Below are 26,384 nucleotides of genomic sequence, written 5' to 3'. Positions count from 1 at the left end.
GATAGAGCTTTTTTCTTATATAGACTTGCTAAATTATATGCTTAAATATAAAATACCTCAGATTGTTACGTTGACCCAGAACATCAACTATATGCCATTGCTGTAAAAACAAAGAACCTCCGCAAGAAAACTTGCGGAGGTTCTTTGTGATCGCGACAGGATTCAAACCTGTAACCGGCTGATCCGTAGTCAGCTACTCTATTCAGTTGAGCTACGCGACCCTTAAAAAAATTATGAAAACTTGTGACCGCGACAGGATTCAAACCTGTAACCGGCTGATCCGTAGTCAGCTACTCTATTCAGTTGAGCTACGCGGCCTCTTTGTTTAACGGGTGCAAAGATACGTACTTTTTCCGAATTAGCAAACGATATACAAACTTTTTTTGAAGAAATTTATTCGACAAAGCGATAATTAAACAACTGCCAGCCGATGGTCATCCCCACATTCCACTCCCTTCTCGGTGAGCTATAATGATTTACATAAGCAGAGATGGCTCCGAAGGGCAAATGACAAATAACAGAAACTTCTCCCATATACTCAAAGCGGGAGAATGCTTTTCCATAATATGCTTTATTCAATGCATTCTTTTTTATCGGAAAAATCGGTGTAAAGCCATAAAATTCTGTCCGGAACTGGAACATGTCGTTCAAAACATATATGGGTTTGATACCGGCAGCCACATACTGGTTGGCACGAAAAGCTTCATTGTACATCAGTTTACTATGCGGAGTCGGTGCAAATTCTCCTGCCTGCATCATGGTTGCCGTATAATTCTCAGAGAAATTCTTCGATGAATACAGTGCTTCTGCCATCCATCCCAGGGTGAATTTCGGCCCCATCGTGTGATATGCCTCTTTCATATAAGAGATTTGTAACCATGATTGCCGCTCTTGCGGAGAAGGACTGTACCCTTCTTGCGGATTCCCCGGTTCAAATCTTTCCCTCCCGGTAAATACCTGGGCTATCAGTTTCTCCAGATAACCTTTTGTCGCGTATTGCCGCGTATTTAGGGTGCTCCCATAGAAACCGATGGAACCTCCCAAAAGTTTGTAGGTACTTCTGTCCGAACGGTCCTTATCGAAATCTATTACACTGGATTGAAAGTAGTTATCTTCCAGTTGGCCATATCCCAGACTGAACTCCGCACGCTTATTGGCCAAAAACGGCAAGGCAACCATCAACTTCACAAAACGTTCGTCCTTTGAATTGAATGAAGGTTTGTCATTCCTGGAAAACAGCTTGTCCTTCTTGTAGTAATCGAAGGTACTGATTGAAGCAATAAAACGAAAGGACGTAGATATGTGGGTAGGCAAATCAATCTTACCCATCAACTGGGCATTATTATAAATCTTACCCAACTGACCGTCAAAAGTGATTTCCTTGGAATAATAATTCAAGTTCTGATATCCTATTCCCAAATAGATTTGATTTGAGCTCGTGGTAGAGACACTGCCCCCCAGACGCACGGAAAAATTATCCTCCATCTTCACCTTCAAATGCAGCTCATACAAATCGGATTCCGAATCATACACAGCATGAGGAACTATTTCCGAAATCATATTATCTGCCAGCAAACGAAAATACCCGCGCTTCAAGTCTTCATAAGTAAAGACTTCATGCTCTTCATCATGGAACTCTTTTTTGATGTAGGCTTGCTGTTGGGCATTCGCCCCTTCAATAATGATATCCCGAAAACGGAATTGAGGCAGGTTACTCCGGAAGACAAGACGCCTCAAACGCACATTATCAGCATTCACCCTACGATGAACACGGCTTTTGATGGAATCCATCATATTAAGGGTACGATTGTAGCCTATATCGTGCAATTCCTGCAGACGGTCAAAATCCAGCAAGTTGACATCATCATATTTGAAGGTCATGACTATACCCAACGAGTCCGGAATGGAGTAATCGGTCTTCTGCATAATCATATTCTCCAATTGGCTCATCAGGTCATTCTCCTTCGGCTTACCGGGATTGGCCGCTACCACACTGCCAATAATGACATCCGGATGAAAATCCTCCCGCATCACATCCGTAGGGAAATTATTGTAAATGCCGCCATCATAAGCAAGCGTACTGTCTATTTCTATCGGTTTGAAGACAAATGGAAAGCTCATGGAAGCACGTACCGCATCTCCCAAATCCCCTTTACTCAATACCAATGGCTTTTTATTGTACACATCGGATGCTATACAGCGAAAAGGAACAAACAGTTTGTTGAAATTACCGCCACATGCAGCCGTAGCACGTGCAAACAATTCCACAAATACCAGGTTCATCTGTATGGGGTTGACCATGCTTGTGGGAAGTATCTGGGGCTTTATATGCAGCGAGTCCCTAAAAGCAAAACGGATATTAAAAAATTCCGGTGAAGGACGATTCTTCTTAAAATAATACTCGTATTTAGGCTCCACTTTGCCCGAATACCAACGCTTAAAGTCGGGAGAGCGCAACAGCGCCTCCATATCGTCCGGGGAATACCCCATAGCATACAGAGAACCGATGATAGCTCCCATAGAGGTTCCGGTTATATAATCAATGGGGATATTATTCTCTTCCAAAGCCCGGATAATGCCTATATGAGTCATGCCTTTTGCTCCACCGCCACTCAGTACAAGCCCCACTTTCTGAGCTTGTAAAATAAAGCCACATAGAAGAAACGAAAAAAACAATAAAACTCTTTTCATAACTATGCTATTCCGAGTAAGATAAATGTTCATTGCCCCAAATATAAACAATAGTTTCTAAAAATGCCGTATTCAACGAAGAAAATCACACCCTAATTGGTGAAAATGAATAAAAAAAGGGTATTGCGACTCCGAAGAATCACAATACCCTTGCATATATTAAATGCAAATTTAAAGGGGCTTATTTTATTAGGTCAATGCTTCTCTTGACAAAGTTGTTCAAAGCTTCACCTTTCAACATACCATTCTGCAGCAGTGCCAAATCTATCAGTTGACGGACAACCTTATTCTTGGCAGCATAATCGGCGAAGATGCCTTCTTTCTGTGTTTTCAGTTCGTCCCACTTCTTATCCAACTCATTCACTTTATCCTTTTCGGCAGTCGGTATATCCTCATCTTTCTTGCCTTCCTGCTTCTTTTTCAGGTCAGTACGCTGCTTGTTCACTTCATCCATCTCTGCCTGAACCGGAGCAACGGCAGCAGCACATTCCTTATCTTCATCTGCCAGAACTTCTTTTACCAGCTTATGGTCTGAATTCAATACCAGGTTAAACATATCCGGCATTTCGCCATAGAAGCTCATTCCAGCCTGGATATTCGCCATTTCCTTCATACGGCGCATGTACTCGCTCTGAGTTATCATGATAGGAGTGGCATTTTCGCCCAAAGCCTGCGCCGTGATGTTGAACTCCGTCTTATCCATCTTGGGCAACTGGCTCTTGAAGATGGAAGAAAGAACTTCCTGCTTGCCGGCTTCCAACGCTTCGTTCTTCTTGTCTTCCTTGACAATCAGATTATCAATAATATCGCTGTCTACACGAGTGAAGCGAACCTTTTCGAACTTCTGTTCCAACATGCTCACCACCGCAATGTCCAGCTGTCCATCCATCAACAGCACATTGTATCCTTTATTCGTAGCGGCCTCTATGTAGCTGTATTGTTCATCTTTATTGTTGGCATACAGATAAATCAGATTTCCATCCTTATCCGTCTGGTTATCTTTAATCAACGTCTTATACTCTTCGAAAGTATAATATTTGCTGTCTGTATCGGTGAAAAGGGCAAAATCCTTGGCTCTATCATAGAAATCTTCCTGCGTAAGCATTCCGTAGTTGATGAAGATTTTCAAGTCATTCCACTTTTCCTCAAACTGTTTACGGTCATTCTTGAAGATAGACTGCAAACGGTCTGACACCTTCTTCGTGATATATGTAGAAATCTTCTTCACGTTGGCATCGCTCTGCAAATAAGAACGGGAAACGTTCAATGGAATGTCCGGTGAATCGAGCACACCATGCAGCAGGGTCAAGAAGTCGGGAACAATACCTTCCACCGAATCCGTCACATATACCTGGTTGCAATAGAGCTGAATCTTATTCTTGTTCAACTCGATGTTGCTCTTCACTTTGGGGAAGTACAGAATACCGGTAAGGTGGAACGGATAATCCACATTCAGATGAATCCAGAATAAAGGTTCGTCGGACATAGGATAAAGGTCACGGTAGAACTTCTTATAATCTTCATCTTTCAATTCGCTGGGTTTCAGCGTCCACAACGGGTTGGAATCATTGATGATATTATCCTCGGCAGTTTCAACCTGCTTGCCGTCTTTCCATTCTTTCTTCTTGCCGAATGCAACCGGGATAGGGAGGAAGCTGCAATACTTCTTCAACAAAGAGGAAATGCGCGCTTCTTCAAGGAATTCCTTGCAGTCATCGTCTATGTAAAGAACGATATCCGTACCACGTTCTGCCTTATCAGTGTCTTCAATCGTAAACTCCGGACTGCCATCGCATGTCCACTTTACAGCCTGGGCGCCTTCCCGATAGGATTTAGTGATGATTTCGACTTTCTTGGCAACCATAAAAGCCGAATAGAAACCCAATCCAAAATGGCCGATGATGGCGTTGGCATCGTTTTTATATTTCTCAAGGAAGTCATTGGCGCCAGAGAAAGCTATCTGGTTAATATACTTGTCTATTTCTTCAGCCGTAAGACCTATACCATGGTCGGACACCGTAATGGTATCTTTTCCCAGCGAGACATGTACGGTTAAATCGCCAACTTCACCCTTGAACTCACCGATAGAGGAGAGTGTTTTCAGCTTCTGTGTAGCATCAACCGCGTTAGAAACCAACTCACGGAGAAAAATTTCATGATCACTATACAAGAACTTTTTAATGACGGGGAAGATATTCTCAGTAGTTACCCCAATATTACCTTTTTGCATACTACATTTATATTTTTTAGATTTATATTTTTAATTATTCCGGCAGATATAGCACAAAAAAAATGCCAGCCCATAAGGACTGACATTTTGACGGTTTTTATAAAGAACAGCTTATGCCTTCCTGATGCTCAGCTCGTCTTTTTCTTTGTCTACTGATACGTTTACCGTATCACCCGGCTGTAACTCCTCCGCCACTATCAGCTCGGAAAGTCCATCCTCCAAGTGGTTCTGAATGGCGCGCTTCAATGGGCGCGCACCAAACTGTACATCGTACCCTTTCGAAGCAAGGAATGTCTTTGCATCATCCTCCACAACCAGCTTGTAACCAATTGCTTCAACCCGTTCGTACAAACCTTTCAGCTCAATGTCCACAATCTTTGTGATGGCCTCCAAAGAGAGCTGGTCGAAAGTAATGATTTCATCCAAACGATTCAAGAATTCGGGAGCAAAGGTCTTGTTCAGAGCCTTTTGTATCACGCTGCGCGAATGTTCATTGTCATCCGTGCGGTTTTGCGCCGCAAAACCTACGCCACGGCCAAATTCCTTCAACTGCCGCGTACCGATATTGGAGGTCATAATGATAACCGTATTCTTGAAATCGATGGTTCTGCCATAATTGTCAGTCAAACGACCTTCATCCAGTACCTGGAGCAAGATGTTGAACACGTCCGGATGGGCTTTCTCAATCTCATCCAGCAAGACAATGGAATACGGCTTGCGACGCACCTTTTCAGTCAACTGGCCGCCTTCCTCATAGCCCACATATCCCGGAGCGGCACCAATCATACGAGATACGGTGTATTTCTCCATATACTCGCTCATATCGATACGTATCAAGGCATCGGCAGAGCCAAACATATATTTTGCCAATTGCTTTGCCAAATGCGTCTTACCCACACCAGTAGGGCCAAGGAACATAAAGGTTCCGATGGGATGGTTCGGGTCTTTCAACCCTACACGGCTACGCAAGATTGCTTTGGTAAGTTTCTCTATCGCAGCATCTTGAGCTATCACCTTCGCCTGTAGTTCTTCCTTCATTCCGGCCAGTTTAAGTCCTTCTGCCTGCGCCATGCGCTGTACGGGTACACCGGACATCATTGAAATAACATTGGCTATTTCCTCTTCACCTACCGTTTGGCGGTCATCCTTCAAACGGGCTTCCCACTCAACCTTCATCTCCTCCAAGCGGACAGAAAGTTCCTTCTCACGGTCGCGGTAGCTGGCAGCCAGCTCAAAATTCTGTGACTTTACAGCTTCAGCCTTCAGGCTACGTGCCTCTTCAATCAGCTTTTCCTGTTCCTCAATTTCTTTCGGAACATTAATATTCGTCAAATGCACACGCGAACCCGCCTCGTCCAAAGCATCAATAGCTTTATCCGGGAAGTTGCGGTCGGTTATATAGCGTGCTGACAACTTGACACATGCTTCCAGGGCTTCATCCGTGTAGCTCACGTTATGATGGTCTTCATACTTCTCCTTGATATTCTTCAATATCTGAAGCGTTTCTTCAGCTGTGGTAGGCTCTACAATCACCTTTTGGAAACGACGTTCCAAAGCACCGTCTTTCTCGATATTCTTTCTGTATTCATCGAGAGTGGTAGCTCCAATACACTGGATTTCACCACGCGCTAAAGCTGGTTTCAGCATATTGGCAGCATCCATGGAACCGGCAGCAGCACCGGCACCTACAATCGTATGGATTTCATCGATGAAAAGGATGACATTCGGATTTTTCTGCAACTCGTTGATGATAGAGCGGATACGTTCCTCAAACTGACCACGGTATTTTGTTCCCGCCACCACAGAGGCCATATCAAGCATCACCACGCGCTTTTCAAACAAAATGCGCGAAACTTTCTTTTGCACAATACGCAATGCCAAACCCTCTACGATGGCAGATTTTCCGACTCCTGGTTCACCGATAAGCACTGGATTGTTCTTCTTACGGCGGCTCAAGATTTGCGCCAGACGTTCAATCTCGCGTTCGCGACCCACAACCGGGTCCAGCTTGCCTTCTTCGGCAGCCCGCGTCATGTCTACGCCGAAATTGTCCAGCACAGGAGTATCATTGGACGGCTTTCTGGATGCAGCCTGTGCAGCCGAAGCCGAACCAGCCCCCCCAGTACGGGAGGAGCGAGACATATTCATATCTTCTTCATCCTCTTCATCATCCTCGGTGAATCCCATTCCCGCATTCGGATTGGTCGATTTCATCGAAAGCTGTTCAAATACAGCCTGATAATCCACCCGGTGTTCTTCCAAAACAGTTGCAGCAAGATTGTCGCCATCTTTCAAAATAGCCAGCAATACATGTTCCGTATCGGCAGTTGCACTTTTCAGCAAACGCGCTTCAAGCATACACATCTTCAATATCTTAGCCGTCATCGGGGACAAGGGCACTTCAGCGTCCGGCAAGAGAGTATCGTCCTCGGCATCCTTTAGGAAACCCTCCAGACGACTTTTTACTCGTTTTAAATCTATATCAAGTTTCAACAATATTTCAATAGCTTTTCCTCCGCCATCACGCAGCATGCCGAGCAGAAGGTGTTCCGGACCAATATAGCGATTTCTCAATCGATTGGCTTCTTCCTTGCTATAAGTAATTATGTCTGAAACTCTTTGTGAAAATTGATTGTTCATATTTTATAATTCTCCTCAATTAAAAAGGTTATCCACGACAAAGATACGCATTTATTAATTCAGCGTATCATATTTAACTGATTTAATAGTATACAAATCCCGTGCCATAAATTTCAAATCTGTTTTTCCACTTTACACCTTATATATTAATAGCAATTTGGTGAGGAAGGGAGGGAGTACTTCCATATTTATGTTGCAGGCAACAAAGTTTATGGAGGAAAACTTTTGTATATCGTAAAAAAGCAGTACTTTAGCGTGGTTTTTCACGAACCCGAAAATGTATAATTAATAATCTTTTTAAATGCTTGAACAAGACAGAATTATAAAGATTAACATCGAGGAGGAAATGAAGTCATCGTACATTGACTACTCTATGTCGGTCATTGTTTCACGTGCCCTTCCGGATGTTAGAGATGGTTTTAAACCCGTTCACCGAAGAATTCTTTTCGGAATGATGGGATTAGGAAATACCTCCGACAAACCTTATAAAAAATCAGCCAGAGTTGTAGGTGAAGTATTAGGTAAATATCACCCTCATGGCGACTCGTCCGTTTACGGAGCTCTTGTACGTATGGCTCAGCCTTGGGCAATGCGTTACATGTTGGTAGATGGACAAGGTAACTACGGTTCAGTAGACGGTGACAGTGCTGCTGCCATGCGTTATACAGAGTGTCGTTTGCGAAAAATTGGTGAAGACATGATGACAGACCTTGAGAAAGAGACTGTTGACATGCAGAACAATTTCGATGACTCTTTGCAAGAGCCTACCGTCATGCCGGCCCGTATTCCGAATCTTTTGGTAAATGGTGCATCTGGTATTGCCGTAGGTATGGCTACCAATATGCCGACCCATAATCTATCTGAGGTTATTGACGCTTGTATTGCATACATCGAAAACAATGACATCGATATAGAAGAGCTGATGACGTATGTCAAAGCTCCTGATTTCCCGACCGGAGGCTATATATACGGTATGAGCGGTGTTCGCGAAGCCTATCTCACGGGACGCGGACGTGTCATAATGCGTGCTAGAGCCGAAATTGAGACTGGTTCGACGCACGATAAAATCGTTGTGACAGAAATTCCCTATGGTGTCAACAAAGCTGAATTGATTAAGAATATAGCCGATTTGGCCAACGAAAAGAAAATTGAAGGTATTGCCAATGCTAATGACGAATCCGACCGTGAAGGTATGCGTATCGTTATTGATGTAAAACGTGATGCAAATGCCAGCGTTGTACTCAACAAGCTCTACAAGATGACAATGCTGCAGACATCTTTTGGTGTGAACAATGTTGCATTGGTACATGGCCGTCCACGTCTGCTGAATCTGAAGGATTTGATAAAATACTTCGTTGAGCACAGACACGACGTAGTCATCCGCCGTACTCAGTATGATTTGCGCAAGGCCAAAGAACGTGCACATATTCTGGAAGGATTAATCATTGCATCTGATAATATCGACGAAGTAATCAAGATTATCCGTGCTGCTAAAACCCCGAATGATGCTATATCAGGTTTGATGGAGCGATTCCAACTCAGTGAAATTCAGTCACGTGCCATTGTTGAAATGCGTTTGCGTCAGCTCACAGGATTGATGCAAGACCAGCTGCACGCCGAATATGAGGAAATTCAGAAGCAGATTGCTTATTTGGAAGAAATCCTTGTCAATGACGAACTCTGCCGCAAAGTCATTAAAGATGAACTGATTGAAGTAAAAGAGAAGTATGGTGACGAACGTCGCTCGGAAATTGTCTATTCATCAGAAGAATTCAATCCGGAAGACTTCTATGCAGATGATGAAATGATTATCACCATCTCGCACATGGGATACATCAAACGCACACCGCTGAGCGAATTCCGTGCGCAAAACCGTGGTGGGGTAGGCTCCAAAGGTACCGAAACCCGCGATGCAGACTTTGTAGAGCATATTTATCCTGCAACCATGCATAATACCATGATGTTCTTTACACAGAAAGGTAAGTGTTACTGGCTGAAGGTATACGAAATCCCCGAAGGTACTAAGAATTCGAAAGGTCGTGCCATCCAGAATTTGTTGAATATCGACTCTGACGATGCTGTAAACGCCTATTTGCGCGTGAAGAACTTGAACGACCAAGAATTTATCAACAGCCATTATGTATTGTTCTGTACTAAGAATGGTGTCATTAAGAAAACATTGCTTGAGCAGTATTCACGTCCTCGCCAAAATGGTGTAAATGCTATCACTATCCGTGAAGACGACCGTGTAATCGAAGTGCGTATGACAAACGGCGACAATGAAATCATCATTGCCAACCGTAACGGACGTGCCATTCGTTTCCATGAAAGTGCTGTGCGCGTTATGGGACGTACTGCCACCGGTGTACGTGGTATGACATTGGATGAAGACGGTCAAGACGAAGTAGTAGGTATGATATGCATCAAAGATCCTGAAGCGGAAACAATTATGGTTGTATCGGAACAAGGATATGGCAAACGTTCGGATATTGAAGATTATCGCAAGACCAATCGTGGAGGTAAAGGTGTGAAAACAATGAATATCACCGATAAAACGGGTAAATTAGTAACTATCAAGTCTGTTACAGATGAAAATGACTTGATGATTATTAATAAATCTGGTATTACCATCCGTCTGAAAGTCGCCGATGTTCGTATCATGGGACGTGCTACACAAGGTGTGCGTCTAATCAACCTTGAGAAACGTAATGACGAAATCGGCTCTGTATGTAAAGTCACTTCAGAAAATGAAGAGGAACTTATAGAGGAGGGGGAAGAAAATACCCTTGAAAGCCCTCAGAACGAGGTAAACAATGAAAATGAAGAATAGACATAATATTAATTTAAATTTTCTACAATCATGAAAAGAGTATTATTTTCAATGGTTTTACTACTTGTCGCAAGCTTTACTTTCGCCCAAGAAAAGAACGTAAAAGAGGCTAAAAGTATTGCTAACGGAGTAAATCCTGACTTTGCCAAAGCAGAGGAACTGATAAATCAGGCTTTAACCAATCCCGAAACAAAGGACAATGCCGAAACGTGGGATGTAGCAGGTCTTATCCAAAGAAAAAGAAGTGAGAAAGAAATGGAAAATGCCTATCTGAGAAAACCTTATGACACTCTTCAGGTATATAATAGCGCATTGAACATGTGTAAATTCTACTTCAAATGTGACGAATTGGCACAAATTCCCAATGAAAAGGGCAAAATCAAGAATAAATATAGAAAATCTAATTCTGCTACAATTTTAGCAGAACGCGGTAATCTAATCAATGGCGGTATCCAATTCTTTAATTTGGCCTCACAGAAAGAAGGCGATGCAGCCAATGAAGACAATAAAAAAGCATTAGATTTCTTTGCAACATACATTGATATTGCTATCAACCCGATGTTTGAAAAGGAAAATCTATTACAAACAGATACAGTATTACCCCAAATAGCATATTATGCAAGTTTAGCAGCTGCTAAGATGGAAGATTATCCTAGTATTTTGAAGTATGCTCCTTATGCGCAAGATGATAAAGAAGTTGGGAAATACGCAATGGAATTTATCTCTACTGCATTGAAAGCTGAAGGTGATACTGTTAAATGGATTGCTTCTTTAAAAGAAGGTATCCAGAAATATCCTGAACATTCATTCTTCTTCGGTCACTTGATTGATTATTATAGCAATAACAACAAATATGACGAAGCTATGCAGTTTGCTGATGATATGTTGGCTAAAGATCCTAACAATACATTCTATTTGTATGTAAAAGGCTACCTTTATCACAATATGAAGGACTATGATAAAGCTATTGAATTCTATAAAAAAACTATAGAAGTAGATCCTAATTATGCAGAAGCATACTCTAATTTAGGCTTGATTTACTGCTTACAAGCACAAGATTTCTCAGAAAAAGCAACTACAGATATTAATGATCCGAAGTATAAAGAAGACCAGGCTACTCTGAAGACTTTCTATGAAAAGGCAAAACCTTATTATGAAAAGGCAAGAGAACTGAAACCTGATCAAAAAGATTTGTGGTTAAATGGTCTGTATAGAGTGTATTATAATTTGCAAATGGGCCCTGAATTCGAAGAAATTGAAAAGTTGATGTAATACTTTCATAATAATAAAAGCCTAATTAAATTATTAATTAGGCTTTTATTATTGTTATATCATTAAGTAAAGAATGTTATTTCTTAAGTGAGGGAGAGAAGAAATTAAAATTAGATTAAATTATTCCAGCGCTATATTAAACATAATGCTTATATTGAACAGAAACCATATTATCCATATTCAACACCTAATTCGGTCTTCCATAAATTACCAACAATGGTGTATCAGAATGGAAAATCATCTTTCTGGCAATGCCAGGGTTAAATAAGCGCGAAAATATATTTCTTTTATAAGAAGTTAATGTTATAATATCAATATGATTACTTTTGATATAACTGTCTAAACTACTAAGCAGATTATCGTTCTTTACCACATCATAGTATATTTCCAATTGTGGATATTGTTTTTGAAAATATTCCTTAATACCAGCCAGTTTTATTTCATTCCATGTATTCTGAACATCTGAAAGATGTATCAGAGACACTGAAAACTTAAATGATTTCAGATTATTTATTAGCGAATCAAAAGCTATTAAATCACGTTGATCAAAATTAGTAATGAATGCAATACGCTTAGCTTCAGAAAATTGCTTGAATGGAGTATTTTCAGGAATGGCCAATACCGGTACACGGCTACGTTCAATCACTTCAGCCGTTACACTGCCGATCAAATCAATATCCTTCTGACTTTTACCACGAGTTCCCATTATGATAATGCGTGGCCGATATTCCTTGGTATAGCGGAGTACCTCTTCTTCAGGAATACCTTCACGCAAAACACAAGTATATTTAATATCTGGAAACTCGCCGGAAGCTACCTTCTCTTTTACTTTATCAGATAATGCATTCAAATCAGCATGAACTTTTTGTAAGATACTCCTTACATTCTCCTCATCACTTAGCTGATAGTTAAATACGTCTCCGTATGGCAAAGAAGTTGCATATATAGGAGTAAAATAAACATGTAGCAAAACAACTTCTGCACCTATATTCTGAGCGAAATTGAAACCGAACTCGCAAGCCTTCAAAGAATAATTGGAAAAATCCACTGGAATCAGCACTTTATTACTAACCTTCTCCAGTTTAGGTGACTTCCCCCCCACTACCTCTTCAGATAACCACGCAGAGCTTTCAGTAATTTTCAGAGCATGAGGTAAGTCACTCTCCTTAATACGTACACGTACGCCAGAAGAAACAACCGGTTGTATCTGGTTTACATTGTGAATATAAGTCTCAATACCTTCATTTTCAAGAACATTTTTCAATATTTGAGCTTTCGCGTACGTTAAGATTGCCAAAGTAACTAATTTATCTTCCATATATCATTGATTTTGAGATTAAAACAAACAAGAAATCCCAATTGTTGTCAGCAATTGGGATTCTATCTAACTTTCTCTTCTTAAGCTCGAACAGCTTCTTCAGTCTTACCTGCCATTTCATCTAAAATTTTTAAAGCTCGCTCTAAAACAGTAGTATCATCAATCATAACCAATCCACCATCTGGTCCAGGTTCCAAGTGAATCCCAACACTTTTCCCCTCCTTAAAATTGTGTCCACCGAAAAAATTTCTTACAGTGTCAACATTCAGTCCAAGTTCATCGGCTATTCTATGCATACTACCACTAGGCAATGAGTCTTTAATCTTACGTAATTCATTAAATGTTATTGTTCTCATATTCATAAATTTAATGGTTAATACTCTGTACTTTTTATTATCACGCTATAAACTTAAGGAAAAAAAAGGATAAAACAAACTATTTCTTTATCTTTTTTCAAAAAGAATATTGCCTCTCCAAAAAATAATCATTTTCAAGTATGCAGAATTATAAGTACAGAGAAAAAGCTCCTAAAAATAGACAGAAACAGCTCGTATAAAGCAGAATTATCGGGTTTATACGAGCTGTTTTTAGAATACAGGGAAAATTTAAATACCTTCTATGGCAGAAGCTGGAACCCACCCTACTTTACCATCTTCCAAACGAATTTCTTTCCATTCACGCATAGAGTTGTCTTTTATCTCAACTTTACGTCCCTCATGAAGAATGAACAGACTTGTACCACTTTCACTGGGAGTACTACGCACTGTGACACTAGGTGCCAACACTATAGCTTCGTTACGTTCCATCAGTTCGCCTTTTTGCTGAGCAGCAAACACATTACTCAATATAACAAGAACCTGGAATACTATTCCTGCAATAAATCCCACTTTCTTTCCCGTAATCTGTTTTGAAAAGAAAAAGAGATAGAACGAAACGAGTAATAGTACAAAGAACACAATCCCCAACTTAGCCCATGCGTCTACGCTAAGACAATTAATCAACGATTTAGTCCAAGATACAAAGAAAACCTCAGGAATTGGGATTACCTTATCGATTGTCTTAGAACGTGCTATCTCCAAATTTGCACGAATATCAGCATTACCAGGTTCCAACAACAAGGCACGCTCATAATTCAATATAGCTCTTGCTATATCATCTGCCTTATAATAACTGTTGCCAAGATTATAATAGACCTCTGCAGCCTCTCCCTTCTTTAACAGATTCTCATATATTTGAATGGCAGAAGCATAATCATTCCGTATATAAGCGCTGTCACCTTCAGCCTTTGTCACATTGCTTTCTTGCCTTGCAGCAGAGAATTCCGCATGTGAACCGACGGATGTAGAGTCACTAGCAGTCTGTAATGTATCTACAGATGCAGAATTCTGCCCATAGGCAGTAATTGCCATCACTAGACTAAGAGTAAAAAACAATATTTTATTCATTACCATTTCCTCCTGATTAATGTTTTATCGAGTTTTCCATTTTACTGATAACTTCCAAAGAAGCTGAATATACCTTATCCATAGCCTGGTTATCATCACCCGGAGCAAAGCGGGCAAACTCACAGTTATTCAATGCATCGAGGAATTCCTTTATCAACGCATCATTCACACCATAATTACGAAGTTCCTCTTCGATATTATCCTTAGACAAACGGGATACCGGAATGTTCAGTTTATCACTGATATACCCCCAAAGAGCCTTCAAAACCTCATCATAAAACGCATCTTTCTTATTCTCAACCAATAATTTACCAGCTTGCTTCATACGTTTCACCGCCACTTTATTGGCTTTCTTGGTACGCATCTTTGCTACATTTGCATTGGCTGCTATTTGCTTACGATAGATGATAAAGAATGTAATGAATGCAATACCCGGTATCAAATAAAGTAACCAATACGTCAACGAACCGAAGAAGAAATCACCTTTGGGAGACAGAGTAACATTATTCTGCTTGATAAAACGAATATCCTCGTTCAATACTTTCAACTCTTCCTTGCTTGTAAAGTTTGCAATAGTCTGAGCAGCATTGCCTGCTCCCTTTTCCACATGCAATTCATACTCTTCCGTAGTCAACGTTTTATACGAACGGGAATTAATATCAAAATAACTGAACTTTACGGCAGGAATCTTATAAGTTCCCGCATTACGAGGAATTGCCAGATACTCAATGACCTTGCTACCGGAGAGGCCCGAATTTGTCAGACGGAATTTATTGTCCACCTTCGGATCATATACTTCAAAATCCTCGGGGAATTTAACCTCCGGATTAGAGAGCAATTTCAGATTACCGGTACCAGAAATGACAAGTTTGACAGTAACAGCATCATTGGTCTTGACATTTGTACTATTGATAGAAGAAGTTATATTGAACTCTCCCACTCCTCCCGAAAAATCGGCTGGCTTACCTGCCGGCAAGGGCTTTACGTCAATTGTCAGTTGCGGAGTCAAAATTGTCTTTTTAACTTCTACGTAATTGCTTCCTCCATTGAAAAATGCCTCGAACGGATCAGCAACTTGTGTAGCCTTTGCAATGGAAGCATCAAAGCGTGCTGCATCAATTGTCAGCTTACCGGCTTGTTGCGGGAACAACACAAACTGACGATAGATTGTAGACTGATAATTTCTACCTTTATAATGCTCCAATCCCCATCTTCTGTCATTAGGCAATTCTACTTCCTGAGAATGGAATCCTTTGAAGTCAGGCAATTTCACATTATCAAACATACGTAAGTCCACCAAGGTATATATCTTGTATGTCAGCAGAAAAGCCTCTTGTTCATACACCGTCATCTTACTGGCAGTAGCTGTAATAAACAAATCACTATTCGATACAGATGTCCCGGAAGAAGCGCGGCTGGCAGTGCCCTCACTCTGTTTGCCACCATTTCCAGAAGCTCCATTAGCAGCCTGATCTGCCGGAAGAACCCTTACTTGTACAGAATTCGAAACCATTTGGTTACCATCAGCAGTGATAGTGGCTCCTGGAATAGTAAAATCACCTTCTGCAGTCGCCATTAAAATATAAGTGAATGTAATACTGCTGGTTGAAGTCGTCTGCCCATTAATCATCTGCACGCTACTCTGTTGCGAGCGGCTGGGCCCCATCAACACATCAAATCCCTTCATAGAAGGAGCACGAAAGTCCCTTACCTTTTGTGTAGTCACCGTATACGACAGTCTGAACTGGTCTCCTACCGCCACAGCGTCAGGAGCGGACGCAGTAAACGATACCTTGCCATCGGCAAAGGCATTCATACTGACTGCAATCAGTGCTATCCATAAGAAAACTATTTTTCTCATATATTATTCCTATTATGTTTGTTACCAATCTTTTTCCAGACGACCTCCTTGAAGTACCTGCTGCTTTTTCACTTTATCCTGCACATCCTTCTCGTCTTGCATGACAGAGTTTAACAGCTGCTCGGCATTTTCCTTAGACATCTCATTATCTTTCTTTTCCGGCTGAGAAGGTTGTTGTTGCTGGTCTTGATTCTGTTGCTGGTCTTTCTGCTGATCCTGCTGTTTATCCTGCTCCTTCTGTTGGTCCTGTTTATCCTGATCTTGATTCTGATCCTGGTTCTGCTGCTGGTCTTGCAATTGTTTCTGTGCCAAAGCAAGGTTATAGCGCGTTTCATCATCTTTCGGATTATTGCGTAACGACTCCTTATAGGCTTCTACCGCCTTTGCATAATCCTTCTGAGAATGAAAGATGACTCCCATATTATGATAAATCTGTGCTAAGTTCGATTTGTCCTTTTCTATCTTGGTAGCTCCCACATATTGCTCCATCGCTTCCTGCAGCTTGTTCTGCTGGGTCAATGTATTTCCCAGGTTGAACATGGAAACCGTTGACTTCGGGTTTACCTCCAAAGCCTTCCGATAGTTCACTTCTGCATCCACATATACGCTATCCTTAAAAAAACGGTTTCCCTTACGGATATAATCGCGTTCCGCCTTCTGTGCAGAAGCTGAAGCTGCCACTAACAGCAGCAAAACTATTCCAATATATTTTTTCTGTAACATACGCATCATTTCTTATTAGAGAATAAATGAATGTTGCGGAACAGAGGATTCTTGCGCTCCAATATCAACATCTCAGTCAGTAACAACAGCAGAATAATCCATGCCACTGCCTGAAACTGTTCATTGAATTCCGTGTACACCTGTGTTTCCACATCTGCCTTTGCCATCTTGTTGATTTCCTGACTAATCGCTTTCTGTGCACCATTGGTATTGTCTACGCGCACATAAATACCATTTCCTGCCTGAGCAATTTCCTGACACATCTGCTCATTCAAGCGAGTAACGATTACATTACCTTCACGGTCACGACGATAATCATTAGTACCCTCTATTGGAATGGGGGCACCCTCGGGCATACCTACCCCTAATACATTGACCTGGATACCTTTCTCTGCAGCAGCCTTAGCAGCTTCTACGGCACCACCTTCATGGTTTTCACCGTCGGTGATGACAATAACAGTACGTCCCACTCCTTCTTGAGGTGTAAAACTCCGGGCAGCCAGATTTATTGCAGCTCCAATTGCCGTACCTTGCTTGGAAATCAGCGAAGGATCGATGGACTCCAAAAACATCTTGGCAGAAATATAATCACTCGTAATAGGCAACTGGGTAAATGCGTCACCTGCAAAAACAATCATACCGACCTTGTCATTCTGCATCTTATCTACCAACTGCGCCACCAGCCGTTTTGCCTTCTGCAAGCGGCTTGGCTGTACGTCTTGTGCCAGCATGGAATTGGATATATCCAACGCAATCATCACTTCCACTCCCTGGCGTTTTACCGTCTCCAGTTTGGAACCAAACTGCGGACGTGCCAGCAGTACCGTGAACAACCCGATAGCCGCAAAAACCAACCAAAACTTCACATCCGGACGGTATTTGGAAACATCCGGCATTAGCTGTGCCATCAGTATAGGGTCACCAAATTTACGAATGGCTTTCCTCCTCCGATAATTGGAGTACAAGTAGAAGGCCGCCAATAAAGGCAGCAGCAGCAACAAGTACAAATATGCAGGTTCTTCAAATCGAAACATCTTTTTATTTACAATTTAGCAATTTACAATTTACAATTTGGCTACGCAATGACTGATACACTAAAAGACATTCTCCGTTTTTACGGTATCTTCTTCAATATAGAGTTGCGTAACAGTACCTCCAGTAATACGCACAAGAAAGCAGCCAACGCAAACCAGCGGTACTCTTCCTGGCGCTTGCTGTATTCTTTTACATTCAATTTTGTTTTCTCCAACTTGTCTATCTCCTCATACACTTCCTTCAACTTCGAGTTGCTGGTGGCACGGAAATAGTTACCTTCCGTTGTTCCAGCAATCTGTGTCAAAGTCTTTTCATCAATTTCGACGGGCATATTGACATATTGCACTGTTCCACCTACCGGATAAGGATAAGGAGCCATACCATTGGTTCCTACCCCAATAGTATAAACGCGAATGCCAAAGCTCTTGGCTATTTCAGCAGCTGTCAAAGGAGAAATATCACCTTTATTATTGACACCGTCCGTCAGCAGAATAATGACTTTCGACTTTGCCTTGCTATCCTTCAAACGGGTAACGGCATTGGCAATCCCCATACCGATTGCCGTTCCGTCTTCAATCAGCCCGCACTTCATATCTTTAAGCAAGTTCAACAATACGGCATGGTCTACTGTCAATGGACATTGCGTAAAGCTTTCTCCAGCAAACAAAGTTATACCTATATTATCATTCGGACGTCCGTTAATAAACTCTGCCGCTACATCCTTCGCCGCTTCCAACCGGTTAGGTTTCAGGTCTTCGGCCAGCATACTGGTAGAAACGTCCATGGCAAGCATGATATCAATACCCTCAATCTCACTGTTCTGCCAGCTATCGGTGGTTTGCGGACGTGCCAAAACAAGAATAATCAGTATCAAGGCAATTATCCGCAATACAAACGGTACATGCAGCAAGTAGTTCTTATAGCTTTTAGGGGTATGGGCATACACACGGGCATCCGAAATCTGAAGCGTAGCTTCACTATTCTTCCGCTTCATAATATACCATACTATATAAGGTATAAGCAACAGCAGCAAAAATAAATATTCAATATTGGCAAAAACCATATTTATGTACGATTTAACGATTTACAATTCAGCTTCGCTCCAAACATCCCTCATTTTTCACTCATGTATATCCGATTGAAGTCACTTTTTCAGTATTAAGCAAAATAATTATACAACTCCAATCCAATATATATCAAGGAACTGACAAGGGCTACAGCCAACACTACAATACCCGCTCCCAGCAAAATCTTGGTACGCAAAGAACGTTTCTCGATAATGGTAATCTCCGTAGGCTGCGGTTTAGCATTCTCCTCTTCTTTCTCCTTGGTTTCATTAATAAAGTCAATGGCATTAATCAGGTTAGCGTCATTTTCGTTCACCAATGGATTATGCTTGGCAAATTTCACCAAATCAGCAGTCTGGAACAATTCACGCAAATCTGATAGAGCTTCCTTATCTTTCATTTCCAGCAACTTATCTATGATTTCCGTAGAAGTCATTTCCAAAGCATTGAAACCAAAACGGTCTTTTATATATGTACGAAGAGCATCAGTCAATTCCGTATAATATTCCTTCGGCTCCCCTTTCTGCCATACCTTCTCATTCTTGATACGTTCTATCTCCTGCATAGCCAACTGATGGGGAGGCAACTTAGGTTCTACCTTCACCTTACGGATAATAGGCTTATTGTCGAAGAAACGCATTATCAGATAGACAAGCAATATCCCTATCGGGATAATCAGCGCACCACAAGCCATAAGACCATACCAGTCTTCCCAAGCAAAAGGCGCTTGCATCACTGTTTTGGGACCGAAAAACTGTTCCGGATTCTCCGGATCTAACGGGACATTCACCGAATATACTTTCAATGCCAACGCTTTGGAGCGATACTTCTCATTATCCACCGTCACTTCCATAGGCGGCAGATAATAAAGAGCCGAATCAAAAGAGGTAACTGTATACTCTTGAGTTATCAATGCACGCCGGCCATCATTCAGCAATTGCGTATCCGGTTTGGCCACATCAATAATTTCAACCCCATTCACCAGCGTATCGGTATATACCGGGAATATGGCACGCTTATCGGCATCTAGAGATACTTGAAGTTTTATCTTTGCCTGCTCTCCAATAAGAATCTGCAAAGAGTCAATCGTAGCATCTACCGTTACCGACTGGGCTACTACCCTTCCCGACCATGCTATTAATAACGCTATCAGAAATAAATATCTTTTCATTTTCCGATTAATTTCGTTTCGCAAACAAATTCATCAATGCCTTGACATAATCCTGGTCGGTACGTACCGACACATTGTCGACATTACTCTTGGTAAACGTTTCATTCAATTCCGCCTGCTTGTTCACCCACCAATCATGATGGGCACGGCGCACGGCACGCGAGGAGGTGTCAATCCACTGCTCATGTCCCGTCTCGGCATCCCTAATCTTCATCAGTCCCACGGGAGGCAATTCTTCCACACGACGGTCGTACACCTGAACGGCAACCAGGTCATGCTTACGATTGGCAATGGTCATGGCGTTCTTGAAACTTTCCTGGTCGATGAAGTCGGACAAGACAAATGCCGTGCAACGGCGTTTCATTACGTTTGTCAGATACTCCAAGCCCAGACGAATGCTCGTCCTCCGGCTTTCCGCATGAAAATCTATCAGTTCGCGGATGATGTAAAGTATATGCTTACGTCCCTTCTTGGGCGGAATAAACTTCTCAATCCGGTCCGAAAAGAAGATGACACCAATCTTGTCATTATTCTGAATGGCAGAGAATGCCAGTGTGGCGGCAATTTCCGTCACCATATCCTTCTTCATCTGCTTTACCGTACCGAATTCCAAACTACCGGAAACATCTACCAACAACATCACTGTCAATTCGCGCTCCTCCTCAAACACCTTGACGTAAGGCTTGTTGAAGCGGGCGGTCACATTCCAGTCAATGTCGCGTATGTCGTCGCCAAACTGATACTCGCGCACTTCGGAGAATGCCATACCTCTACCCTTGAAGGCAGAGTGATACTGCCCGGCAAAGATATTGTTGGACAGTCCGCGCGTCTTTATCTCAATCTGACGGACTTTCTTCAAAAGTTCTGTTGTTTCCATTGATTTATTTTAATAATCTCATTTAAGCACACAAGCGCAATTTAGTTTATAACAGAAACTTCCCTATGAAAAGGGGTGAAGTTTTCGGTACTCAACCCTAAGGTTTACGACGCTAAACCTCAGGTATTGGATTGTAAACCTCAAGTTTACGAAAACCTCTATTATGCGTTAGGGCACTTCAACCTTGTTCAGTATCTTGCTGACGATTTCATCAGATGTCATATTGCTGGCTTCCGCCTCGTAAGTCAAGCCGATACGGTGGCGAAGTACGTCGTGTGCCACAGCGCGCACATCCTCCGGAATGACATAACCGCGACGCTTGATGAACGCGTAGCTACGGGCAGCCAGGGCCAAGTTGATGGAGGCACGGGGCGAACCGCCGAAACCAATCATGTCTTTCAGCTCTTTCAAATCGTATTTTTCCGGATAACGAGTAGCAAATACAATATCGACAATATATTTTTCGATTTTCTCATCCAGATATACCTGGCGAACCACCTTGCGGGCTTCGATAATCTCGTCAGCCTTCAAGATTGGCTTCACGTTGAACTTCTCTCCATTGATATTCTGGCGAATAATCAGTTTCTCCTCTTCCTGCTTCGGATAGTCAATTACAACTTTCAGCATGAAACGGTCCACTTGCGCTTCGGGCAGCGGATAAGTACCTTCCTGCTCAATAGGATTCTGCGTGGCAAGCACCAAAAATGGTTTGGGCAACCCGAAAGTTTCATTGCCGATAGTAACTTGACGTTCCTGCATGGCTTCCAGCAAAGCACTCTGTACTTTGGCGGGAGCACGGTTGATTTCATCAGCCAAAACAAAATTTGCGAAGACCGGACCTTTTTTTACTTGGAACGTTTCATCTTTCTGGCTGTAAACCATTGTACCTATTACGTCGGCAGGCAACAAGTCAGGCGTAAACTGAATGCGGCTGTATTGCGCATCAATCAACGAAGCAAGCGTCTTGATAGCTAAAGTCTTTGCCAAACCGGGCACACCTTCCAACAACACGTGTCCATCGGACAACAAACCAATTAACAACGACTCTACCAGATGCTTTTGTCCTACAATGACCTGGTCCATACCTGTGGTAAGATTGGTAACGAAAGCACTTTGTCTTTCAATCCGCTCATTCAGTTCGCGGATGTCAATTGTTTCAGCCATAAATCATTCTATTTTTTTAATGTTTAATTTCCTCATTTATCCGGTTTTGAACCGGTAATTATTTTTTTCGCTCCCAAAAGTACGGGAATAAATTAACCATACCAACTAATTTTTATTAAAAAACTATGCGAAACCTTTAGATTAAACTACTTTCATAGAGTTTAGTATTTAACAAAAAAAGAAGCAGTAATTTTTTACTGCTTCTTGGCCAATTTTGGTATCTTGATAGTAGTACCATAAGGCACATTATCCGGATTCTTGATTACGCCGGGATTATGCTTCACGATATAAGGCCAAAGAGCTTTTGTTCCATAAAAACGAAACGCTACCCTAGTCAGCGTTTCCCCTTCCTTGATGGTATAAGTGGTTTCTGTTCCCACAATCGTATACCCCACAGAATCCGGTTCAAACGGTACAACTGTCTTTTTTTGCTCTTTTTTAGGAGTGGGAGACTGTACTTGTACATTTTCCTTTGGAGTTTTTTTAAGCGTAGGAGTTGTTGCAGCAACAGTTTCTGCCACAGTATCTATCCGGGCAGGAGCTACAACATCTTTTGAAACAATACTGTCTGTCAAGGCAATATTGTCTTGACCGGCAGGAACCTCCACCTTTTCAGTAACAGATTCCCTCACATCCGGGTCTGCAACTTCTTCTACAAGAGGCTTTGCAGTAAGTGCGTCAAGCAAGTCCGGATAATACATGAAAGCTACGGCACCACCACACAGCAACACTACAAAAACAACGATGCCTATAAAATATTTCATAGTCGAAGAATCTGCCATATCTTTTATCACTGGCTCAGACGGTTCCGGCTCAACAGCAACTATATTTTCAGGCATTGCTTCAGGTTCCGTTTTTTCCGGTTTCTCCTCTTCAACTGCCGGTTCGGGCTCAATTAACGGCTCTTCTATTACAGTTTCCACCAAAGGTTCTTCTATCGTGGCTTCTTCCACTAAGGCAACCTTCTCCTCCACCTCTTGTTCCGGAGTTTTGATTTCAGTATCTTCATCATCTTCACTGTCATTTTCCTGCAGGGTGTCCTCAAGCACCGTAGCGTCATTCAAAACTACAGTTTCAAAATGCGAAAATGGTCTATTGATAATATCTTTCAAAGCCGGTTCCGGTGTAAACGACACTTTTGTATGCCCTTGTATCTCAAACCTTTCCCCCGTATTCACATTAACGCTTTCACGACTCCCGACATCTATCAGCTTGAAAGTCCCCAAACCTCGTATCTTCACATATTTGTCCTTCTCCAAAGACTCCTCAATCAGCTGGAAGAATTCTTTCACAAAACTATCCGCATTCTTCTTGCTCATGCCATGCCTTTCAGCCAGCGTGTCAATCAGGTCTTGTATGTTCAGTTTCTCGTTCATAATACGGGAGATTTTTTAAAAGCCGGTTACTTAAACTTATCCTTTAACAATGTACTCGGCTTATAGGTCAACACCAATTTGGGAGGCACCAGCATACGTTGCTTTGTAGTCGGATTCACAGATATACGCTCTGCCTTCTTTTTCACTTCGAATGTACCGAACCCTTGTATAGAGATAATATTCCCCTCCTCCAACTGCCGTGTCATATCTGCCAGCAATGAAGCAACCAGCTCAGAAGTATCTTTCAATGTGTACCCTAACCTCCGCGACAATTCAGAAGTAAACTCTTTGTTATTCAAAATGTAAGCCTTTAAATTGAACTACGGTGCTATATTAGCAAATCTTCTTCACATATGCAAGAAGATAAGGAAAAATCTTTAAATTATTCGTCCAAAAAGGTCGAAATCATCGGAATTTACTATCTCTACGTGGTAAAAGTTACCTATATGCAACGCCCTGTCTCCACGCTCAATCAAAACCTCAGGATCCACTTCGGGAGAATCAAATTCTGTACGTCCAATATAATATTCGCCTTCCAGCCGGTCAATGATTACTTTCATCTGCCTGCCTACTTTCTCCGCACTCAACTCCCCTGAAATGCCTTGTTGAATAGACATTAACTCATCCAAGCGCGCTTGTTTCACTTCCTGGGGAATAGAATCCTCATATTCAGCAGCGGCATACGTCCCTTCTTCTTCCGAATACGCAAAAGCCCCCATTCTATCGAAACGCACTTTACGGACAAACTCTTTCAGCTCCTCAAAATCGGCTTCAGTTTCTCCTGGATGCCCCACCATCAGTGTAGTACGGAGATGAATACCGGGAACCTCCTCACGGAATTGTTCTATCAGCTTATACGTCTCATCCTTCGTCACATGGCGACGCATCTTTTGCAGCATATTGTCACTGATATGTTGCAGGGCAATATCCATATATTTGCATACATTGTCACGCTCGCGCATCACACGGAATAAATCAGCCGGAAAATGTGCCGGATAGGCATAATGCAAGCGTATCCACTCCACTCCGGGAATATCCGAAATCCGCTCAACAAGCTCGGGCAACATTTGCTTCTTATATAAATCTACTCCGTAATAGGTCAACTCCTGGGCTATAACCTGGAATTCCTTTACACCCCGTGCAACCAAATACTTCACCTCGTCAAGTATCTCCTCCATCGGGCGCGACACATGCCGTCCCGTAATGATGGGAATAGCGCAATAAGAACATTTACGGTCACACCCTTCGGATATCTTCAAATAGGCATAATGCTTGGGAGTGGTCAATGTGCGCTCTATGTGCAGCTCGTCATGATAGGCCTTTCCCAAATCCTGCAACAACTCTCTCCAATTGAATTTACCATAGAATTTATCCACCTGGGGAATTTCAACGGCCAATTCCTTCAGATAACGTTCTGAAAGGCAACCCATTACATAAAGCTTCTCCAAGTTTCCTTCCTCCTTGGCCTGCGCAAATTCCAGAATCATATTAATGGATTCCTCCTTGGCGTCACCGATGAAACCGCAAGTATTGATTACGGCAATCTGTCCCTTCGGTCTTTCCGCATCATGTGTCACATGGAATCCCACTTCCTCCAACTGACGCATCAAATGTTCCGAATCCACCAGGTTTTTAGAACATCCTAAAGTGATGATATCTATAGTCTTCCGTTTCATGCATTCTCCCCGAACAGTGAATCAACAAATTCCTTTTTACGGAACACCTGCAAATCTTCCATTCCTTCACCCAATCCAATATATTTAACCGGAATTTTAAACTGGTCTGAAATGCCGATGACTACGCCACCCTTGGCTGTTCCGTCCAACTTTGTAACAGCCATTGCCGTAACCTCCGTTGCCAGAGTGAACTGCTTGGCTTGTTCGAATGCATTCTGTCCGGTTGAGCCATCCAACACAAGCAACACCTCATTCGGAGCATCAGGAACAACCTTCTTCATCACATTCTTGATTTTCGTCAGTTCATTCATCAAACCGACTTTATTATGAAGGCGTCCTGCTGTATCTATAATTACCACATCGGCATTATTGGCAGTTGCGGAACTCAGTGTGTCAAAAGCGACAGAAGCCGGGTCAGCACCCATTTTCTGCTTTACAACAGGTACACCTACCCGTTCACCCCATATCACCAACTGCTCCACAGCAGCAGCACGGAAAGTATCGGCAGCACCCAGATAAACAGACTTTCCGGCTTTCTTGAATTGATAAGCCAGTTTGCCAATCGTAGTAGTCTTCCCTACACCATTGACGCCCACTACCATAATGACGTATGGTTTCTTCGCAATCGGTGCTTCAAAGTCATCCACATCCTCCGAATTATTCTCTGTAAGCAACGCTGCGATTTCATCACGTAAAATATGATTCAGCTCAGTGGCATTCATATATTTGTCGGCTGCTGCACGCTTTTCGATACGTTCAATAATTTTCAGTGTCGTTTCCACGCCCACATCCGAAGTTATCAACACCTCTTCCAGATTATCCAATACTTCATCATCAACTTTTGACTTTCCTGCCACGGCACGCGCAATCTTGCCAAACACACTTTCTTTGGTCTTAGATAATCCTTTATCTAATGTTTCCTTTTTTTCCTTGGAGAAAAAACTAAAAAATCCCATACACTAATTATTTTTATGCAACCTGTTTTCGCATTCCCTGCAAAGATAGTGC

19 protein-coding genes and 2 tRNA genes are annotated in these 26,384 nt (G+C 42.1%); 2 read left to right on the top strand and 19 right to left on the bottom strand.

Annotated features, from left to right (window positions below):
• Positions 1-147: 147 nt before the first annotated feature.
• From ACESTD_RS13810 to ACESTD_RS13790, 5 genes are all read right to left on the bottom strand, one after another.
• Positions 148-221 (bottom strand) — tRNA-Arg (locus ACESTD_RS13810).
• 23 nt (positions 222-244) lie between these two features.
• A tRNA-Arg gene (locus ACESTD_RS13805) sits at positions 245-318 on the bottom strand.
• A gap of 75 nt (positions 319-393) precedes the next feature.
• Positions 394-2,691, bottom strand: a complete 2,298-nt coding sequence (locus ACESTD_RS13800; protein WP_008664510.1) for a patatin-like phospholipase family protein — start codon at positions 2,689-2,691, stop codon at positions 394-396.
• 181 nt (positions 2,692-2,872) lie between these two features.
• Positions 2,873-4,921, bottom strand: a complete 2,049-nt coding sequence (gene htpG, locus ACESTD_RS13795; protein WP_005837191.1) for a molecular chaperone HtpG — start codon at positions 4,919-4,921, stop codon at positions 2,873-2,875.
• A 111-nt stretch (positions 4,922-5,032) separates the two neighbouring features.
• Positions 5,033-7,561, bottom strand: a complete 2,529-nt coding sequence (locus ACESTD_RS13790; RefSeq protein ID WP_005837192.1) for an ATP-dependent Clp protease ATP-binding subunit — start codon at positions 7,559-7,561, stop codon at positions 5,033-5,035.
• A gap of 301 nt (positions 7,562-7,862) precedes the next feature.
• Here ACESTD_RS13790 and gyrA point away from each other — a divergent pair, with 301 nt between their 5' ends.
• Positions 7,863-10,391, top strand: a complete 2,529-nt coding sequence (gene gyrA, locus ACESTD_RS13785) for a DNA gyrase subunit A (protein ID WP_016273790.1) — start codon at positions 7,863-7,865, stop codon at positions 10,389-10,391.
• 30 nt (positions 10,392-10,421) lie between these two features.
• Positions 10,422-11,663, top strand: coding sequence for a M48 family metallopeptidase (locus ACESTD_RS13780; RefSeq protein WP_005837195.1), 1,242 nt, complete (start codon positions 10,422-10,424; stop codon positions 11,661-11,663).
• Positions 11,664-11,850: 187 nt separating this feature from the next.
• On the opposite strand, the gene ACESTD_RS13775 is transcribed toward ACESTD_RS13780, so the two are convergent.
• The 14 genes from ACESTD_RS13775 to ftsY all read right to left on the bottom strand — a co-directional run bounded on the left by ACESTD_RS13775 (position 11,851) and on the right by ftsY (position 26,332).
• On the bottom strand, positions 11,851-12,981 hold the full coding sequence (locus tag ACESTD_RS13775; RefSeq protein WP_005827758.1) for a universal stress protein: 1,131 nt from the start codon (positions 12,979-12,981) through the stop codon (positions 11,851-11,853).
• An 80-nt stretch (positions 12,982-13,061) separates the two neighbouring features.
• Positions 13,062-13,337, bottom strand: coding sequence for a DNA-binding protein (locus ACESTD_RS13770; protein ID WP_085929906.1), 276 nt, complete (start codon positions 13,335-13,337; stop codon positions 13,062-13,064).
• 249 nt (positions 13,338-13,586) lie between these two features.
• Complete coding sequence (locus ACESTD_RS13765; protein WP_195288625.1) at positions 13,587-14,432, bottom strand: tetratricopeptide repeat protein; 846 nt, start codon at positions 14,430-14,432, stop codon at positions 13,587-13,589.
• A gap of 10 nt (positions 14,433-14,442) precedes the next feature.
• Positions 14,443-16,287: a BatD family protein gene (locus ACESTD_RS13760; RefSeq protein WP_016273794.1), complete on the bottom strand. Its 1,845-nt coding sequence runs from the start codon at positions 16,285-16,287 to the stop codon at positions 14,443-14,445.
• A 21-nt stretch (positions 16,288-16,308) separates the two neighbouring features.
• Positions 16,309-17,019, bottom strand: a complete 711-nt coding sequence (locus tag ACESTD_RS13755) for a tetratricopeptide repeat protein (RefSeq protein ID WP_044468212.1) — start codon at positions 17,017-17,019, stop codon at positions 16,309-16,311.
• Entirely contained in the window at positions 17,016-18,044 is a 1,029-nt protein-coding gene (locus ACESTD_RS13750; RefSeq protein ID WP_022402392.1) for a VWA domain-containing protein, read from the bottom strand. Before ACESTD_RS13750 ends, ACESTD_RS13755 begins: the two co-directional genes overlap by 4 nt.
• An 80-nt stretch (positions 18,045-18,124) precedes the next feature.
• Positions 18,125-19,108: a VWA domain-containing protein gene (locus ACESTD_RS13745; protein WP_005827750.1), complete on the bottom strand. Its 984-nt coding sequence runs from the start codon at positions 19,106-19,108 to the stop codon at positions 18,125-18,127.
• A gap of 95 nt (positions 19,109-19,203) precedes the next feature.
• Positions 19,204-20,283, bottom strand: a complete 1,080-nt coding sequence (locus ACESTD_RS13740) for a hypothetical protein (protein ID WP_117600866.1) — start codon at positions 20,281-20,283, stop codon at positions 19,204-19,206.
• 7 nt (positions 20,284-20,290) lie between these two features.
• Positions 20,291-21,160 carry a DUF58 domain-containing protein gene (locus tag ACESTD_RS13735; protein ID WP_057256498.1) on the bottom strand — a complete coding sequence of 290 codons (870 nt, stop codon included), beginning with the start codon at positions 21,158-21,160 and terminating at the stop codon, positions 20,291-20,293.
• A 168-nt stretch (positions 21,161-21,328) separates the two neighbouring features.
• On the bottom strand, positions 21,329-22,324 hold the full coding sequence (locus tag ACESTD_RS13730; protein WP_057256497.1) for a MoxR family ATPase: 996 nt from the start codon (positions 22,322-22,324) through the stop codon (positions 21,329-21,331).
• A gap of 194 nt (positions 22,325-22,518) precedes the next feature.
• Positions 22,519-23,700, bottom strand: a complete 1,182-nt coding sequence (locus ACESTD_RS13725; protein WP_373158777.1) for an HU family DNA-binding protein — start codon at positions 23,698-23,700, stop codon at positions 22,519-22,521.
• Between the two features lie 26 nt (positions 23,701-23,726).
• Complete coding sequence (locus ACESTD_RS13720) at positions 23,727-23,999, bottom strand: HU family DNA-binding protein (RefSeq protein ID WP_005827742.1); 273 nt, start codon at positions 23,997-23,999, stop codon at positions 23,727-23,729.
• A gap of 78 nt (positions 24,000-24,077) precedes the next feature.
• Positions 24,078-25,376 carry a 30S ribosomal protein S12 methylthiotransferase RimO gene (gene rimO, locus ACESTD_RS13715; RefSeq protein WP_005837204.1) on the bottom strand — a complete coding sequence of 433 codons (1,299 nt, stop codon included), beginning with the start codon at positions 25,374-25,376 and terminating at the stop codon, positions 24,078-24,080.
• Complete coding sequence (gene ftsY / locus ACESTD_RS13710) at positions 25,373-26,332, bottom strand: signal recognition particle-docking protein FtsY (RefSeq protein WP_005827738.1); 960 nt, start codon at positions 26,330-26,332, stop codon at positions 25,373-25,375. The genes rimO and ftsY overlap by 4 nt, the downstream gene beginning before the upstream one ends.
• Between the last annotated feature and the right edge of the window lie 52 nt (positions 26,333-26,384).

The organism is Bacteroides sp. AR20 (assembly GCF_964250605.1).
GTDB lineage: Bacteria > Bacteroidota > Bacteroidia > Bacteroidales > Bacteroidaceae > Bacteroides > Bacteroides uniformis.
This window is presented reverse-complemented; position numbering and strand designations above follow the sequence as displayed.

Coding starts and splice junctions, on each gene's coding strand:
- htpG (WP_005837191.1), bottom strand. CDS start 4,921: ATGCAAAAAGGTAATATTGGGGTAACTACTGAGAATATCTTCCCCGTC.
- ACESTD_RS13740 (WP_117600866.1), bottom strand. CDS start 20,283: ATGAAAAGATATTTATTTCTGATAGCGTTATTAATAGCATGGTCGGGA.
- ACESTD_RS13800 (WP_008664510.1), bottom strand. CDS start 2,691: ATGAAAAGAGTTTTATTGTTTTTTTCGTTTCTTCTATGTGGCTTTATT.
- ACESTD_RS13770 (WP_085929906.1), bottom strand. CDS start 13,337: ATGAGAACAATAACATTTAATGAATTACGTAAGATTAAAGACTCATTG.
- ACESTD_RS13735 (WP_057256498.1), bottom strand. CDS start 21,160: ATGGAAACAACAGAACTTTTGAAGAAAGTCCGTCAGATTGAGATAAAG.
- ACESTD_RS13750 (WP_022402392.1), bottom strand. CDS start 18,044: ATGTTTCGATTTGAAGAACCTGCATATTTGTACTTGTTGCTGCTGCTG.
- ACESTD_RS13730 (WP_057256497.1), bottom strand. CDS start 22,324: ATGGCTGAAACAATTGACATCCGCGAACTGAATGAGCGGATTGAAAGA.
- ACESTD_RS13760 (WP_016273794.1), bottom strand. CDS start 16,287: ATGAGAAAAATAGTTTTCTTATGGATAGCACTGATTGCAGTCAGTATG.
- ACESTD_RS13725 (WP_373158777.1), bottom strand. CDS start 23,700: ATGAACGAGAAACTGAACATACAAGACCTGATTGACACGCTGGCTGAA.
- ACESTD_RS13745 (WP_005827750.1), bottom strand. CDS start 19,108: ATGGTTTTTGCCAATATTGAATATTTATTTTTGCTGCTGTTGCTTATA.
- ACESTD_RS13780 (WP_005837195.1), top strand. CDS start 10,422: ATGAAAAGAGTATTATTTTCAATGGTTTTACTACTTGTCGCAAGCTTT.
- ACESTD_RS13775 (WP_005827758.1), bottom strand. CDS start 12,981: ATGGAAGATAAATTAGTTACTTTGGCAATCTTAACGTACGCGAAAGCT.
- ACESTD_RS13790 (WP_005837192.1), bottom strand. CDS start 7,561: ATGAACAATCAATTTTCACAAAGAGTTTCAGACATAATTACTTATAGC.
- rimO (WP_005837204.1), bottom strand. CDS start 25,376: ATGAAACGGAAGACTATAGATATCATCACTTTAGGATGTTCTAAAAAC.
- ACESTD_RS13755 (WP_044468212.1), bottom strand. CDS start 17,019: ATGATGCGTATGTTACAGAAAAAATATATTGGAATAGTTTTGCTGCTG.
- ftsY (WP_005827738.1), bottom strand. CDS start 26,332: ATGGGATTTTTTAGTTTTTTCTCCAAGGAAAAAAAGGAAACATTAGAT.
- gyrA (WP_016273790.1), top strand. CDS start 7,863: ATGCTTGAACAAGACAGAATTATAAAGATTAACATCGAGGAGGAAATG.
- ACESTD_RS13765 (WP_195288625.1), bottom strand. CDS start 14,432: ATGGTAATGAATAAAATATTGTTTTTTACTCTTAGTCTAGTGATGGCA.